Raw genomic sequence first — 14,495 nt, forward strand, 5'->3', positions numbered from 1 at the left:
AGATTAATCAATGCGGAGGTGATATCAATGGCTAAGAAGAACCAACGTCAAGCGCAGCAACAACCAAACCAGCAAGCTGCGCAAACTAACGCACAACAAGTTAAGCAACAAAACCAACAGTCTCAGCAAGCTCAGCAAGGTCAATTTCAGCAAGAATTTGCTTCTGAGACAGACGCACAAGAAGTGAAGCGTCAAAATCAACAATCTCAACAGAAGAAACAGCAACAAAATCAGCAAAACCAACAAAACCAATAATGACATGATTTAATCATGCATCATGTGGGAAGAAGCACTCCTGGTATATGGAGTGCTTCTTCTTTATTTTCACGCAACTTAATCGAATTCAGTCGATTGATATGGTACAATGTCGATATTGGAATGACGTTGTCAGTGAAAGTAAATAAAGAAGGAAGGGTTACCGATGATGATTCCTGAAGACGGAGATGAAATCGAAATTCGCAGCTATAAACATAACGGCTCATTGCACCGTGTTTGGGAAAAAACAATCGTTTTACATAGCGATGAAACAACCTTAATCGGTGGCAACGATCGCGTGAAAGTAACTGAAAGTGATGGTCGTACGTGGCGAACGCGTGAACCTGCCATAACCTATTTCACAACAGACTATTGGTTTAATATCATTTCCATGATGCGCCAAGATGGCATTTATTATTATTGTAATATCAGTTCGCCATATGTGGTCGATCATGAAGCGTTGAAATATATTGATTATGATTTAGATATTAAAGTGTTTGCTGATGGCTCTTATAAGATTTTAGATGAAGATGAATTTGATATCCATCGGAAGAAAATGAATTATCCTGATGTTTTACAACAAATCTTGTATAAACAATTACGGATTTTAGAACAATGGGTACAAGGACGAAAAGGGCCTTTCGATGCGTCGTTTGTGGAAAAATGGTATGATTATTACCGTAGAAATTACAAGTAATCAATGAAATAACAATCGTAACGTAGAACGCTTGTCCTTTGACAAGTGTCTTTTATTTGTTAGGCAGCGAAAGAAGGTGACAAGAAATTGGATAGTATTAAACGTTATTTGCAGTTTGTAAAGCCTTATAAATGGAAAATAGCGTTAACCATATTAGTCGGTATTTTAAAGTTTGGTATACCTTTAATTATGCCGCTGATCACGATGTATGTTATTGATGATATTTTACGTGCAGATGATTTAACAACAGCTGAGCAAATAGACAAATTGGTTTGGATCATGGGGATTGCTTTCTTTGTCTTTTTAGTTCTACGACCACCAATTGAATATTTCCGACAATATTTGGCTCAGTATGTGAGTAGTAAAATTTTATATGATATTCGTGATCATTTATTCGATCATATACAACGTTTAAGTTTGAAATTCTATTCGAAAACTAAAACAGGTGAAATTATTTCACGCGTCATCCATGATGTAGAGCAGACCAAAACTTTTGTTGTGACAGGTCTGATGAATATTTGGCTTGATATGGCGACGATATTAATTGCACTTGGTATTATGACGTATCTTGATCCACTATTAACACTTACAGCTATTGTGTTATTCCCGGTATATGGTTTTTCAGTGAAATATTTTTATTCTAGACTACGAGAGTTAACCCGTGATCGTTCACAAGCGTTAGCTGAAGTACAAGGACACTTACATGAACGTGTGCAGGGTATGCCAGTTATTCGCGGCTTTGCCTTAGAGGATCATGCTCAAAATGAATTTGACGAACATAACGGAAAGTATTTAGACCGAGCGCTACGATTTACCAACTGGAACGCCAAGTCATATGCCGTCACTCATACAATTACGGATTTAGCGCCATTAGTTGTTTTAGCTTTAGGCGGTTATTTTGTGTTAGCAGGCCCTGTAACAATTGGTGTTATGGTGGCATTTGTTCAGTATATGCAACGTGTATATAATCCACTGCGTCGTTTAGTGAATAGCATGACTCAACTCACACAAGCACACGCTTCAATGGATCGTGTCTTTGAGTTTATGGATGAGGAATATGATATTGTCGACCGGCCAAACGCTAAAAAATTGGAATCGGTTCACGGTGATGTCACGTTTGAAAATGTGTCGTTTAAGTATGATGATGAAGAGGAGTTAGTCCTCAAAAATGTCGATTTATCGGTTAAGAAAGGTGAAACCGTTGCACTTGTAGGAATGAGTGGAGGCGGTAAGTCAACGCTTGTTAGTTTGATTCCTCGTTTTTATGATGTGGTCAATGGTGCGGTTAAAATCGATGGTTATGATGTTCGCGATCTTCAAGCTCGTTCTCTGCGCGATAAAATCGGAATGGTTTTACAAGATAGTATCTTATTCAGTGATTCGATTGAAATGAATATCCGTATGGGCAATCCAGATGCGACAAATGAAGAGGTTATTCAAGCGGCTAAAGCTGCCAATGCGCATGAGTTTATCATGGAATTTCCAAATGGCTATAATACATTGGTTGGTGAACGCGGAGTGAAATTGTCTGGCGGTCAAAAGCAACGTGTCGCTATTGCACGTGTCTTCTTGAAAAATCCTCCATTATTAATTTTAGATGAAGCAACTTCTGCGCTTGATTTAGAAAGTGAACACTTGATTCAAGAAGCGATGGCAACATTATCTGATAGTCGGACAACCTTTGTTGTTGCGCACCGTTTATCAACCATCACACACGCCGATCGTATTATCTTAATGAATGATGGAGAGATTAAAGAAGAAGGAACACACGAAGAGTTAATGCAGCAGCGAGGTTTATATTATAATTTATTTACTGTACAAGAATTAGACCAGCATGAAGTGAATCATGTTTGATCAGAAGGACCTGACTATATATTGTTATAGTCAGGTTTTTTAAATACTCATCATACGTAAAGAGCGTACTATAAGTTAGTTAACTAACCTCCGATCAAAGTTTAATATTTAGAAAAATTAGGATTAATTGACTACTGAATGATGATTCATAGCCATATTTATGTTAAAGTATTTTTGTAATAAAATAAGTCTGAAAAATATGATGATTGTGACAGGGAGGGTTCATGATGGCAATTGAACAAGAGATACATAAAATTAAAGAACAAATTGGTCAAGTAATCATGGGTAAAGATGAGACAATTGAGTTATTAATGAACGCGTTTTTAAATCAAGGGCATGTGCTCTTAGAAAGTGTACCTGGTACTGGTAAAACGATGCTTGCAAAAGCCCTAGCGAAATCGGTTGAAGGCGATTTTCAACGAATTCAGTTCACGCCAGATGTCTTACCATCAGATGTGACAGGTATTCAATATTTTAATCCGAAAGATCAGCAGTTTGAAATGCGTGTAGGACCTGTCTTAACAAATGTACTCTTAGCTGATGAGATTAACCGTGCTACACCGCGTACGCAATCTTCTTTACTTGAAGTAATGGAAGAAAAGCAAGTGACGATTGATGGTGAAACGGTTAATATTCCACAGCCGTTTATCGTAATCGCTACGCAAAACCCCGTTGAATCACAACAAGGGACATTTGATTTACCGGAAGCACAAATGGACCGCTTCTTTATGAAATTGGATTTAGGTTATCCTTCGTTTTCGGATGAAAAACGGATGATGCGTGAGCATAAAGAGTCGAATCCTCTTGATACGTTACAGGCGATTTTAACAAAGGATATGTTAACGCAGTTTCAAGAAGAAGTGAAAGCCATTCACGTTTCTGAAGATGTTGAAGCGTATATTCTCTCAATTGTTCGTGCGACACGCGAGCATCAAGATATCGACGTCGGGGTGAGCCCGCGTGGAACCTTAGCATTTATGCATGCTGCACAAGGTCGTGCGGTCATCCAAGGTCGAAATTATGTCACACCTGATGATGTCAAAATGATGGCACCTTATGTGTTACCGCACCGTTTAGTTTTAAGTTTAGATGGTGCGACCTTAAAGTCACAGGATGAGGTGTTACGTGAAGCGTTAGAAACAGTTGAAGTACCAGCTGAATATGGAGTTACATCGTCATGACATTTCAAAAGTACTCGCAAGATAACAAAACATTCCCAACACTTGTCTTGATTGGGACGTTTATATTATTTGCCGCTTTTTTTATTAGTTTCGAACAAATGTATATGCTTGTGATGTTAGCTATTTTAGTTATGTTGCTATATGGGATGAGCGTATTTTATGAAAAACATGTCGACGATTATTTAAGCATCGAATTTCCTCGTGCTAATATTAGGCATTATCAGGGTGATCAAGGAGAATTAGAGGTCACGATTGAACAGAAAGGTATATTACCTCTTTTTAACGCTATGTTGATCGTTGAAATGGATGATATTGTTCATTTTGAAGGAGGACGTCATGTTCGTAGACGGTACGCGACAACTTTTCATCAGGCTTTCAATCTGATGTTCTGGGAAAAGCGAACATTTAAAATTCCGTATTCGACGGAAAAACGTGGCGTTGCAAGAATTCATCATGTAGAGATCAAAGCACCTAATATGTTTGGGTTTGGCTCAATCTTTATGCGAAGTCTAACGAGATTTAAACAGGAAATTATCGTGTATCCTAAAAAGTCGGCTGTTGCCAATATCGATTTAATGGCACCGAAGCGGATGGGTTATCATCGCGCGAATCATTCCTTGTTTGATGATCATACTTTGCCAGTTGGTACAAGAGACTATGAATCAGGCGATGCGTTTAATCGAATTCATTGGAAAGCATCTGCTAAGGAAGGGAATCTTCAAACCAAAGACTTCGAGAAAGCAAGCCAAATTTCTTGGTGTTTTCTAGTCAATATACATGATGAATATGGTCGTGGTGTTCATGAAAACATTGAGCAACTACTCGAAAAGACAGCTTATATGATGCATTACGCGACAACGCATCAGATTCCTTATCGATTATTTGTTAATGTTTCATCCATTGATCAAATTCCTTTTATGCACTTACTTGAAGGAGAAGGGCAGAAGCATTATCAACGGTCACTTGAACTTTTAGCTCGTTTGAAGTTACTGACATTCACGGCTAAGTATGAACGGTTGCTACATTTTGTAGATAAACATGAATCACCACCTGCCTATATCATTCATGTTGGTCATGTTAAAGCATCTCAACTGGCTAATCTAAAACGACTTGAAAGAAAAGGCTCTGCACTATACTTCTTAAACGAAGAAGGTATTCATAAGACGTACCAAGGGGAGGTGGCTATGCATGGCTGATTTCTCCTTGAAATATTTACGGTGGTATCAATATGTATTAGAACTATTTCCATTATGGTTGGTGTTAGCCTACAACTATATCGCTCGACAAATTTACCCGCCATTAATCGAATTTTTAATTATAGCACTTGTGATTGCACCATTATGCGCTGTTGTTTTAAATAAAATGGGCGGTCATAAAGCGGTTTATGCGGCATTTCCGATTTTGTTTACGATCAGTTTTATGTTTGGTTTTCATATTATATTGGCGACTATATTAGCTGTTTTTTTAACCATCCGTATGGAAAACCGTTACATAAAACCTGATCAGGATAATGAAGCAGTTGTGTTAGTTATCACATTTTTATTAGCGATTGTAGCCTATATGGTACAAGCCTCAGCATCAGATGGCTTTTCGGCTTATTATTTAGGTTTGTTTGTTGTGCAAGTATTCGTCTGGTTAGCAGGTCGCTTAGGTTACTTTTACATGCGTGATGAACAAACAAGGAGCGAGTCAACGAAGAAGCAGTTGTTGGTCATTTTAGCGAGTTTAGGAACGTTGGGTGGTTTGACTTGGTTAAGTTATACCTTGTTTCCATATATTAAATATGTCATTAATGCGATTATTTACTGGGCATTATATGCTTTCTCGTGGCTTGCAAGCCCGTTACTCAACTTTGTAGGAGGTCTTAATATCGAACCTCCTGAAGTTGAAAATGAAAATAGTGGCGAGCCAGCCACTGAATTTGGCGAAATGGAATCTGATCGGGATACTTCCGTCGCTGAGTTAATCTTTGATTATTTGACTTATGTTGTCATTGGGGCAATATTCGTGGCTGCGATCATAGGATATTTTATGTATCGCCAGAAATTATTGGCGCATCAAGATCAAATCAGGCATCAATATGATGAGCAAGTTGACAAAGAAAAAATAAATCAGCGCAAATGGTTTAAACGTAAAGAAAAAATGACGCCACCTGAACATGAGATTCGTCGAGCTTATTTTGATTTAGAAAAATGGGCAGCTAAACAGGACCTAGGCCGATATCAATTTGAAACCACATATGAGTGGTTGAAACGGTTAGGCATAGCCCAAGAAATCGACTATGCGACTATTCGTGTTTATGAACAAGTTCGCTATGGTGATGTTCAGGCTGTTGAGGGAGATTTTAAACACTTCAAGCAAAAGCTTGAAGATTTAAAGGGGACAATGAAACAACGGTTGATCGATGAAAATTAAAGTGACATTAACTTTATTAATTAACCCGATTATCTTATAACTAAACTAGATAGTCTGAATTCACATAAAAACCGCTTAACCAACACTTTAAAAGGCTGTTGGTTAAGCGGTTTACTTTTTGTTGTATAGTTATTTAGTTATGTGAACTATTCTGGTAACTACTCAATAATCGTTTCAGATGCAGTAATTCGTGATGATAATCCATTAGAGTAGAGGCTAGGGGTAATAGCTTCAAGCGGTCTTCGTCATCATCTTCATAAACTGTTAGAAGTTGATTGACGAGTGCCGGAATATCTGGCTCTGATATTTTCTCTAATGGATCAGTTTCCTTTTTGCGAATTCGCCCTAAATACATAAGGATCAGTTTTTCATGTGTGTGTAATGTCTTGTCGACTTCTTCAATGACTTGTTGGTTAATTTCTCTAGGGATGTTCTCAATATCATCATCCATACGATGTAAGGTGTTTAGTACTTGAAAGGATTTATTCGAAGTATGAATTAACTGTCGAAATAATACAAGTTTCCGAGCGCGCTCGTACCAGCGTTTTCGTGAATATGTTCGCTCTTCTAAAAATAAATTATAAGTCTGATCAACATGGGATAAATCAGACCCTAGGCGGTCAATTTCCTTTTTAAGAGCGGGTTGATCAGATAAGTGACGTGTCGTAACACGAATCCACTGTAAAATATCGGACGTCGTATGATTGATATCTTCAAATAGTTTGGTTTCGTACTTTGGCGGTAAAAATGCTAGGTTAACTAAGAATGCAGACAGAATTCCAATTGAGATTGAACTGAAACGCACACCTGCGAATTCAAAGAAAGGCATTTGTGTTGTATCCATAATCGCAATAACTGCGATGATTGCGATGAAGGTCGTGTCTTCTTTCATCCGTAATTGAATACAAATCGCGATCACAGTTACGATTGCAAAGCCAATAATAAACGGTTCATTTCCAACTGTTAAAACAAGAATAATACCTAATGCGACACCGAGAATATTGGCTTGAATTTGTTCAACAATCGTTTGGACAGAACGGTAGATGGATGGTTGTATGGATGAAACGGCAGCGATAGCCGCTGCAAACAGGCCGTTCTCTAAACCAAAGGCTAAAGATACATAAAATGCAACTGCTGTAGCAACACCTGTCTTAAACGCTCTTGCACCCACGCGCATGATTTAATCTTCCTTTCTAACTATGAGTTAATATGCGGTTAAAGTTTAATATTGTATTGTATGTGCTGAGAAGATAAATCTATCATAACAAAAAAAGAGCCCCCGCAACATATACCGGGAGCTGAAATCTGGTAAAACCAGAAAGGAAGGGAGTTTCATAACATCATGTTCCTTAGATAAGGGGTAATCCAAAAATTCCGAATTATCTATATTTTAGCATATTAAGATCAAATAACAACCGTTTTTTGAATATTTTTTAAATTCATATATAATGTCCGTTGTTGAATTGTGAGTTTTTAACTTTTATGAATTTGCACTAATTTTAATGAAAACTCATAATAATTTTTCCTAAGATCTAAACGGTTTTCTGAGCCATTTGTTTAAATGAGTTCTCGACAGCTTCTAAGGTTTGATCAATATCATCTTCAGTGTGAGCTGTTGTTAAGAACCAGGCTTCAAATTTAGATGGAGCGAGGTTAATGCCTTCTTCAAGCATCAGATGGAAAAACTCTGCAAACTGTTTACCGTTCGTTGCTTCAGCTTCATCGTAATTCGTGACGTCGTGCTCAGAAAAATAGACCGTTAGCATACCTTTGAGACGATTGATTTTTACTGGAAGTCCATACGATTCGGCATGTTTTAAAATACCTTTTTCGAGTTTTTCACCGAGTCTGTCCATTTCGTCATAAACGCCGTCTTGTTGTAAGACTTCTAAGCAAGCAATTCCTGCGGCCATAGACGCTGGATTTCCTGACATGGTACCAGCTTGATAGGCTGGGCCAAGTGGCGCTACTTGTTCCATGATATCGACTCGACCACCATATGCTCCGATTGGTAAGCCACCACCGATAATTTTACCCATAGCTGTCATATCGGCTTCTACACCTGTGATTTCTTGCGCACTACCATAATGAAAACGAAATGCCGAGATGACTTCATCAAAAATTAACAAGCTACCATTATCATGTGTTAATGCTTTAACTGATTCTAAAAATCCGGGTTTCGGTTCAACTAAGCCGAAATTTCCTACAATCGGTTCAATTAGTACAGCTGCAATATCATCACCATACGTTTCGAGTGCTTGTTTTAGAGATTCCGTTTCATTGAAGGGAACCGTAATGACTTCTTCAGCAATATTACGGGTCACGCCAGCTGAATCCGGGCTTCCTAACGTAGAGGGGCCTGAGCCAGCAGCGACTAATACAAGATCAGAGTGGCCGTGATAGCAACCAGAAAATTTAATGATTTTACGGCGATTTGTATACGCTCTAGCAACTCGAATAGTAGTCATGACTGCTTCAGTACCTGAGTTCACGAATCTGACTTTCTCTAATGACGGAATAGCATGGGTTAACATGCGAGCAAATTGGTTTTCGAGTTTTGTTGGTGTGCCATATAAGACACCATTTTCTGCAGCAGTTTTAATCGCTCCAGTGATATGGGGATGAGCGTGTCCTGTGATAATCGGGCCATAAGCTCCTAAATAGTCAATATAATGATTCCCATCCACATCGGTGAAATGGGCGCCTTTACCATGATCCATAAAAACAGGTGTACCTCCACCAACTCCTTTGAATGCTCTAGATGGTGAGTTAACACCTCCGACGATTAAATCTTCTGCTTCCTGGTATAATTGTTCTGATGTTGCTCGATTCATTTTAGTGCCTCCAACTTTCATATTCTATAAGTATTTTATCATATAAACCGTGTATCGTTTCATGGTTTGTCCTTTTGTATCATATGAATAATTAAGCCAAACGTAAAGAGAGGTGTGAATGATTCATCTCGTTACATTAGTTCTTGTCATGACTATTTTATCAAGTAGTTTATATACGTTTTCACGCTATTATCAAGATGTGCGTGGGTCATTTTCTCGTGAATTATTTTCTGCATTTATTGCGATGTATGTTATTTTAATGCTTGGTTTTGCTTTAATCTATTTTAGTTTGGCTGAAATCGGGTATACCTTATTACAAGGAGAATTGTTACAAGTGGGTTCAGTCATTGAACGTTTTTTTCACGCGATTTATTTCAGTGGTGTCACCCTGATGACAATTGGATACGGGGATATTACACCAGTTGGAATTGGAAGAGTGATTGCTCTAGTTGAAGCATTTATTGGTTTTTTGTTACCGGCAGCTTTCTTTTATAAGTTGTTTCGTTAGTGAGTAGAAATGTGAAAAAATCGAGAAAATCATGAATTTGATTTGTCATGAGCCAAATTATTCGGTAATCTAAAAGTAAAAGTTCTTGTAGGAGGAATGAAAAGATGTCAGCAGAGGTTGGTCAGTCAGCACCTGATTTTACCTTGCCAGCCAGTCATGGTGAACAAGTCTCGTTATCAGATTTTAGAGGAAAGAATGTTGTGTTATATTTTTATCCGAAAGATATGACACCGGGTTGCACGACAGAAGCGTGTGATTTCCGCGATCGTTATGAACACTTTCAAAATTTAAACACAGTCATTCTAGGTGTGAGTCCTGACCCACTAGACCGTCATGAGAAATTTATTCAAAAACATGACTTACCATTTATTTTGTTATCAGACGAGCAACATGAAGTCGCTAAGAAATATGATGTATACAAGCTTAAGAAAAACTTTGGCAAAGAATATTATGGAATTGAACGGTCAACATTTATCATTGACCCAGAAGGAAATATCGTTAATGAATGGCGCAAAGTACGTGTTAAAAACCACGTAGAAGAAGCTATGCAATATATTGAAGAAAACTTAACTTAAATCAACCAGAGGAAGGAACAGCTTAGATAGTTGTTCCTTCTGTTCTACATAAGGAGAGAACGATGGTGAATGTACTAACGACATGTAAAGTGAAATCGAGTATTAAAACGCATTTCGAAGAAGAGTTTCCTGGTGTTTATTTTAATTGGCAAGAATCAATTGATGAAGCAACACCGCATTTATCTGAAGCGGATGTGCTGATCACATACGGTGAGGATTTAACTACAGATGATATTAAAAAAGCTCAGCGTTTGTCTTGGATCATGGTGATTTCAGCTGGCTTGGACAAAATGCCATTTGATCAAATCGAAGCACAAGGAATTAAGGTTACTAACGCTCGAGGAATTCACGCTATTCCAATGGCGGAATATGTCATTGCCATGCTCTTACAGGTGAGTCGAAAAGCGAAAACACTAATTGACCTTGAAGAAGAACATAAGTGGGACCGTTCTGTGAAAATGACAGAAATCACTGGTGGAACGATGTTAATTGTAGGAACAGGAGCAATTGGTCAGGAAGTTGCAAGATTAGCCCAAGCTTTCCGTATGAAAACAATAGGAATATCACAAAGTGGTCAGTTGAAGGATCATTTTGATGAGTGCCATCCAAATGAATCGTTGCGTGACTACTTGCCTGAAGCGGATTATGTAATTGGTATATTACCTGCAACAGAAGAAACGCATCATTACTTTGATTCAGAAGAATTTAGTGTGATGAAAGAAACAGCTATCTTTTTAAATATGGGGCGTGGCCAAACAGTTAATGAAACTGCCATTGTTCAGTCACTAAAAGGTGGGGATTTCTACCATGCCGTATTAGATGTTTTTGAGGAAGAGCCTTTAGATGATCAGTCACCGCTTTGGGATTTAGAACAATGCACGGTTACACCTCACTTATCAGGAATTTCAAGACATTATCAACCACGTGCTTTTGATATTTTTGAAACGAATTTGAAGTCATATTTAGAATCGGGTCAACTTGTAGAGAACGTGATTGATCCAGACAGGGGGTATTAAGATGCGTATTTATACAAGATCAGGGGATAAAGGTGAGACGTCATTAATTTATGGTAAACGGGTTAAGAAGTATGATATTCGTGTAGAAGCTTATGGTACTTGTGATGAGGCCAACTCAATGGTTGGGATTGCGAGAAGTCATTTGACTGAAGCATCGTTTGAAGGTCGAGAAGGTGTGATTGATGCATTACATCAAGTACAAACAATTCTTTTCCATGTTGGAGCTGAGCTTGCAACACCAAAAGGTAAAGAGGTTATGTGGCAGCTTAAGCAGGAGCATATTGACGTTCTTGAAAAACAAATTGATGAGTGGGATCAAGCTCTAGAACCACTTAATAATTTTATTTTACCTTCAGGCCATCCGAGCGCAGCAGCCCTACATTCGGCTCGTACAATTGTTAGAAGAGCAGAAAGAGTTGTCGTTTCATTAGAAGATGAGTTAGAGAATCAACTAGTGGTTCAATATTTAAACCGATTATCAGATTTCCTATTCGTAGCAGCTCGATATGTTAACCAAGCATTAGGTGGAGAAGAATTACCACTTAAAACGGATGTTTAAGCTAGTCAAAAGACGATTAAATTGACAAATACAAACCGACCGTTTTACACTAATTATAAGAATTCTAAAGTAATAATATTATTTTGTTGGAAAGAGAGGTGCATGACGGTGACTGAAGAAAGAATGCAAGAAGCATTAACAACATTAAAATCATCAGGTGTGCGGATTACGCCACAACGTCATGCAGTGCTGGAATATCTCATGCATTCGATGAACCATCCAACTGCGGATGAGATTTATAAAGCACTTGAAAGTAAATTTCCTAACATGAGTGTTGCAACGGTTTATAATAATTTACGTGTCTTTTTAGATATTGGTTTAGTTCGTGAATTAACTTACGGCGATTCATCTAGTCGGTTTGATTGCAATATGTCAGACCATTATCATATTATTTGTAACTCATGTGGAAAGATTGAAGACTTCCATTATCCGTCTTTAGACGAGGTCGAACAGTTAGCTGAACAAGTGACTGGCTTCAATGTGACGGATCACCGTATGGAAGTTTACGGAACATGTGATGCATGCCAGGCGGAAGTGAGTCACTAAATAGTAAGGATTTTAGTCGGTCTATGAGAATAGACCGACTTTTTTTGTGTCTAAAAAGAACAGGAGAGCTGTATTGATTTCAGCTCTCCTGTTCTTTTTGATACTGTTTAGAATTATATTTTTCATCAAATTCTTTACCTTCAAGGTCTTTATCCAATGTGAGTGGTTCTTTACAAAACATGCAAGCATCAACGCGCCCTAACATTTTCGTTTGCTTACCACATGATGGACATTCGACTGGAACAGCTCGTGTTGAAAGCATCCCAATCCAGAAATAAATAACGGTACTCAAACCGATTGCAAGTACACCTAATATCATAAATGAAAGCATAAGCCATTCGGTCTCGCGGAAAAACAATCCAATATACATGATAATCATGCCAGCAAAAACTAGTCCTAATGCAATTGATCGTATCTTGTTGATCTTATTACTATATTTTAAAGCCACGCCTTTCACTCCTTCACCGAGTCATATTTATTCCTATTATAAATGAAATGGTGATTCTTTTCATATTGTAAGTTTTCATATAATAGAAGTATAGCATTATTTTTTGACACATCTGTGAATGAACAAGGAATTTGCTTGGTTTTGTCGAATTAAAGTATACAAGGAAATTCGAGGAGGAGCAGAGGATGGAAAATGTTTTACGCCCTATTTATCAAGAACGAGCTAGCCATGCTAATACTTTAGGAATATTAAAGCTTCAAAAAAATGATAGTTATCTTTCAGTTACAGACCAATTTGATTGTATCTTACTGGTTATTGTAAAAGAAGCGCAAGATCCATGGTATGTGAAGCATTATGAATTTAATGATCAGCAAAAAGCTGCCATGCATATTGTTTCAGAATCATTATTACATGAATGGATTGATACAAGTGGGTATCGAAAAATTGTTGAATGGCTGACGAAAGGATCTATTATCTATGATCGCAATGACTATGTTGCTGATTTGAAGATGATGTTACGCGACTTTCCTGAACAAAGTCGTAAACTTCGAAAAGTCATTGAATTTGCTAAACTTGTTCGCTCATATCGTGAATGTAAGGAACTATTTGAGATAAAACATTATTTAGATGCCAATAGTTTAATGATTCGGTCCCTTCACTATTTGGCACGCTTAACCGTTATTGAAAAAGGCTTTCATCCTGAAAATATGGTGTGGAACCAAGTTCAACGTATTGATCCTGAAGTTTACAAATTGTATAGAGAACTAATAGATGGCGATGAACCAGTAGAAAAACGGATACAACTTATGATCCTGGCGAGCGACTTTGCGATTCACTCAAGAGCAGAACAGAGTGTAAAGCATTTATTAGATATCATGAGTGAAAGTAATGAACCATGGACTTTTGGTGATTTAAAATTACATCCTGAGGTTAATCATTATGCTTTGGATTTATCTATTTTATTAGAATACTTAGTTGAAAAAGGCATTGTCGAAACTCACTTACTTGAGACAAAAGGAAAACAAGTATATCACCGTTGTTATCATGTGGCAGAAAACGGTGATTAATAAAGGGTGAGTTTTTCGAAAATAATGATATTGAAGAAGTATGAATAAAGTTATTGACGGTAGGTGAAACCCCGTGCTATATTAATAAACGTCGCATTAACAACCGAATGATATTTCGAATTAATTATTCTCAGTTGTTAGTTGCGATTATGTATTGACTATTCATTTTTTAGTTGGTACATTAAAAAAGTCGCTTTTTAAAGAGAAGCGAAATAATTTGATTAAAAAAACTATTGACTGTTAAAGTTATTAGTTGGTATATTAATCATTGTCGCTTTTTGAGAGCCAAATCGATTTAAACAATCGATTAAAAAGATTAATAAAAAGTTGTTGACTTTCGGTTTTTAACTTGGTATATTAGTCATTGTCGCTTTCGAACGCGACACACATCGAACCTTGAAAACTAAACAAAATAGCCTGTCGTCAATTCGTTTTTCTTCTTATGCTTAATAGGAAGAAAGCGGAGACGAAATTAAAGAAACAATAAGCCAAATCAAACACTTTAAATGGAGAGTTTGATCCTGGCTCAGGACGAACGCT

Annotated in this window: 15 protein-coding genes; 12 read left to right on the top strand and 3 right to left on the bottom strand. The window is 37.5% G+C overall.

The window, feature by feature from the left end; genetic code table 11:
- Window positions 1–27 precede the first annotated feature (27 nt).
- The 6 genes from J2S77_RS08975 to J2S77_RS09000 all read left to right on the top strand — a co-directional run bounded on the left by J2S77_RS08975 (window position 28) and on the right by J2S77_RS09000 (window position 6,402).
- The gene (locus J2S77_RS08975) at window positions 28–255 is read left to right on the top strand and encodes a gamma-type small acid-soluble spore protein (RefSeq protein WP_306976602.1); all 228 of its coding nucleotides are present in this window, start codon (window positions 28–30) and stop codon (window positions 253–255) included.
- A gap of 166 nt (window positions 256–421) precedes the next feature.
- Window positions 422–952 carry a nucleoside tri-diphosphate phosphatase gene (gene ntdP / locus J2S77_RS08980; RefSeq protein WP_306976604.1) on the top strand — a complete coding sequence of 177 codons (531 nt, stop codon included), beginning with the start codon at window positions 422–424 and terminating at the stop codon, window positions 950–952.
- Between the two features lie 87 nt (window positions 953–1,039).
- Window positions 1,040–2,806 (top strand): ABC transporter ATP-binding protein, encoded by a 1,767-nt coding sequence (locus J2S77_RS08985; protein WP_306976606.1) that lies wholly within the window; start codon window positions 1,040–1,042, stop codon window positions 2,804–2,806.
- Between the two features lie 227 nt (window positions 2,807–3,033).
- The gene (locus tag J2S77_RS08990; protein ID WP_306976608.1) at window positions 3,034–3,987 is read left to right on the top strand and encodes an AAA family ATPase; all 954 of its coding nucleotides are present in this window, start codon (window positions 3,034–3,036) and stop codon (window positions 3,985–3,987) included.
- Entirely contained in the window at window positions 3,984–5,183 is a 1,200-nt protein-coding gene (locus tag J2S77_RS08995; RefSeq protein WP_306976610.1) for a DUF58 domain-containing protein, read from the top strand. Before J2S77_RS08990 ends, J2S77_RS08995 begins: the two co-directional genes overlap by 4 nt.
- On the top strand, window positions 5,176–6,402 hold the full coding sequence (locus J2S77_RS09000; protein WP_306976612.1) for a DUF4129 domain-containing protein: 1,227 nt from the start codon (window positions 5,176–5,178) through the stop codon (window positions 6,400–6,402). The genes J2S77_RS08995 and J2S77_RS09000 overlap by 8 nt, the downstream gene beginning before the upstream one ends.
- Window positions 6,403–6,535: 133 nt before the next feature.
- Here J2S77_RS09000 and J2S77_RS09005 read toward each other — a convergent pair whose 3' ends face one another.
- Entirely contained in the window at window positions 6,536–7,579 is a 1,044-nt protein-coding gene (locus J2S77_RS09005) for an FUSC family protein (protein WP_306976614.1), read from the bottom strand.
- Window positions 7,580–7,934: 355 nt separating this feature from the next.
- Window positions 7,935–9,236, bottom strand: a complete 1,302-nt coding sequence (locus J2S77_RS09010) for a glutamate-1-semialdehyde 2,1-aminomutase (RefSeq protein ID WP_306976616.1) — start codon at window positions 9,234–9,236, stop codon at window positions 7,935–7,937.
- A 118-nt stretch (window positions 9,237–9,354) separates the two neighbouring features.
- Here J2S77_RS09010 and J2S77_RS09015 point away from each other — a divergent pair, with 118 nt between their 5' ends.
- From J2S77_RS09015 to perR, 5 genes are all read left to right on the top strand, one after another.
- On the top strand, window positions 9,355–9,744 hold the full coding sequence (locus J2S77_RS09015) for a potassium channel family protein (protein WP_306976618.1): 390 nt from the start codon (window positions 9,355–9,357) through the stop codon (window positions 9,742–9,744).
- Window positions 9,745–9,848: 104 nt separating this feature from the next.
- Window positions 9,849–10,319: a thioredoxin-dependent thiol peroxidase gene (gene bcp, locus J2S77_RS09020; RefSeq protein ID WP_306976620.1), complete on the top strand. Its 471-nt coding sequence runs from the start codon at window positions 9,849–9,851 to the stop codon at window positions 10,317–10,319.
- Between the two features lie 62 nt (window positions 10,320–10,381).
- Window positions 10,382–11,335 (top strand): D-2-hydroxyacid dehydrogenase, encoded by a 954-nt coding sequence (locus J2S77_RS09025; protein WP_306976622.1) that lies wholly within the window; start codon window positions 10,382–10,384, stop codon window positions 11,333–11,335.
- Window position 11,336: 1 nt separating this feature from the next.
- On the top strand, window positions 11,337–11,894 hold the full coding sequence (locus tag J2S77_RS09030; RefSeq protein ID WP_306976624.1) for a cob(I)yrinic acid a,c-diamide adenosyltransferase: 558 nt from the start codon (window positions 11,337–11,339) through the stop codon (window positions 11,892–11,894).
- A 102-nt stretch (window positions 11,895–11,996) separates the two neighbouring features.
- Complete coding sequence (gene perR, locus J2S77_RS09035) at window positions 11,997–12,440, top strand: peroxide-responsive transcriptional repressor PerR (RefSeq protein ID WP_167261568.1); 444 nt, start codon at window positions 11,997–11,999, stop codon at window positions 12,438–12,440.
- 79 nt (window positions 12,441–12,519) lie between these two features.
- Here perR and J2S77_RS09040 read toward each other — a convergent pair whose 3' ends face one another.
- A complete protein-coding gene (locus tag J2S77_RS09040; RefSeq protein ID WP_167261566.1) occupies window positions 12,520–12,888 on the bottom strand; it encodes a YgzB family protein in 369 nt (122 codons plus the stop codon).
- A 185-nt stretch (window positions 12,889–13,073) separates the two neighbouring features.
- Between J2S77_RS09040 and J2S77_RS09045 the strand changes: the two genes are divergently transcribed.
- A complete protein-coding gene (locus tag J2S77_RS09045; RefSeq protein ID WP_306976628.1) occupies window positions 13,074–13,955 on the top strand; it encodes a nucleotidyltransferase-like protein in 882 nt (293 codons plus the stop codon).
- Window positions 13,956–14,495 lie beyond the last annotated feature (540 nt).

It is taken from the genome of Alkalibacillus salilacus (assembly GCF_030812915.1).
Classification (GTDB): domain Bacteria; phylum Bacillota; class Bacilli; order Bacillales; family Alkalibacillaceae; genus Alkalibacillus; species Alkalibacillus salilacus.

What these genes read in the sequence shown, in the direction of transcription:
- J2S77_RS08975 (WP_306976602.1), top strand. Translation starts at nt 28, where the DNA reads ATGGCTAAGAAGAACCAACGTCAAGCGCAGCAACAACCAAACCAGCAA.
- ntdP (WP_306976604.1), top strand. Translation starts at nt 422, where the DNA reads ATGATGATTCCTGAAGACGGAGATGAAATCGAAATTCGCAGCTATAAA.
- J2S77_RS08990 (WP_306976608.1), top strand. Translation starts at nt 3,034, where the DNA reads ATGGCAATTGAACAAGAGATACATAAAATTAAAGAACAAATTGGTCAA.
- J2S77_RS08995 (WP_306976610.1), top strand. Translation starts at nt 3,984, where the DNA reads ATGACATTTCAAAAGTACTCGCAAGATAACAAAACATTCCCAACACTT.
- J2S77_RS09000 (WP_306976612.1), top strand. Translation starts at nt 5,176, where the DNA reads ATGGCTGATTTCTCCTTGAAATATTTACGGTGGTATCAATATGTATTA.
- J2S77_RS09005 (WP_306976614.1), bottom strand. Translation starts at nt 7,579, where the DNA reads ATGCGCGTGGGTGCAAGAGCGTTTAAGACAGGTGTTGCTACAGCAGTT.
- J2S77_RS09010 (WP_306976616.1), bottom strand. Translation starts at nt 9,236, where the DNA reads ATGAATCGAGCAACATCAGAACAATTATACCAGGAAGCAGAAGATTTA.
- J2S77_RS09015 (WP_306976618.1), top strand. Translation starts at nt 9,355, where the DNA reads ATGATTCATCTCGTTACATTAGTTCTTGTCATGACTATTTTATCAAGT.
- bcp (WP_306976620.1), top strand. Translation starts at nt 9,849, where the DNA reads ATGTCAGCAGAGGTTGGTCAGTCAGCACCTGATTTTACCTTGCCAGCC.
- J2S77_RS09025 (WP_306976622.1), top strand. Translation starts at nt 10,382, where the DNA reads ATGGTGAATGTACTAACGACATGTAAAGTGAAATCGAGTATTAAAACG.
- J2S77_RS09030 (WP_306976624.1), top strand. Translation starts at nt 11,337, where the DNA reads ATGCGTATTTATACAAGATCAGGGGATAAAGGTGAGACGTCATTAATT.
- perR (WP_167261568.1), top strand. Translation starts at nt 11,997, where the DNA reads ATGACGGTGACTGAAGAAAGAATGCAAGAAGCATTAACAACATTAAAA.
- J2S77_RS09045 (WP_306976628.1), top strand. Translation starts at nt 13,074, where the DNA reads ATGGAAAATGTTTTACGCCCTATTTATCAAGAACGAGCTAGCCATGCT.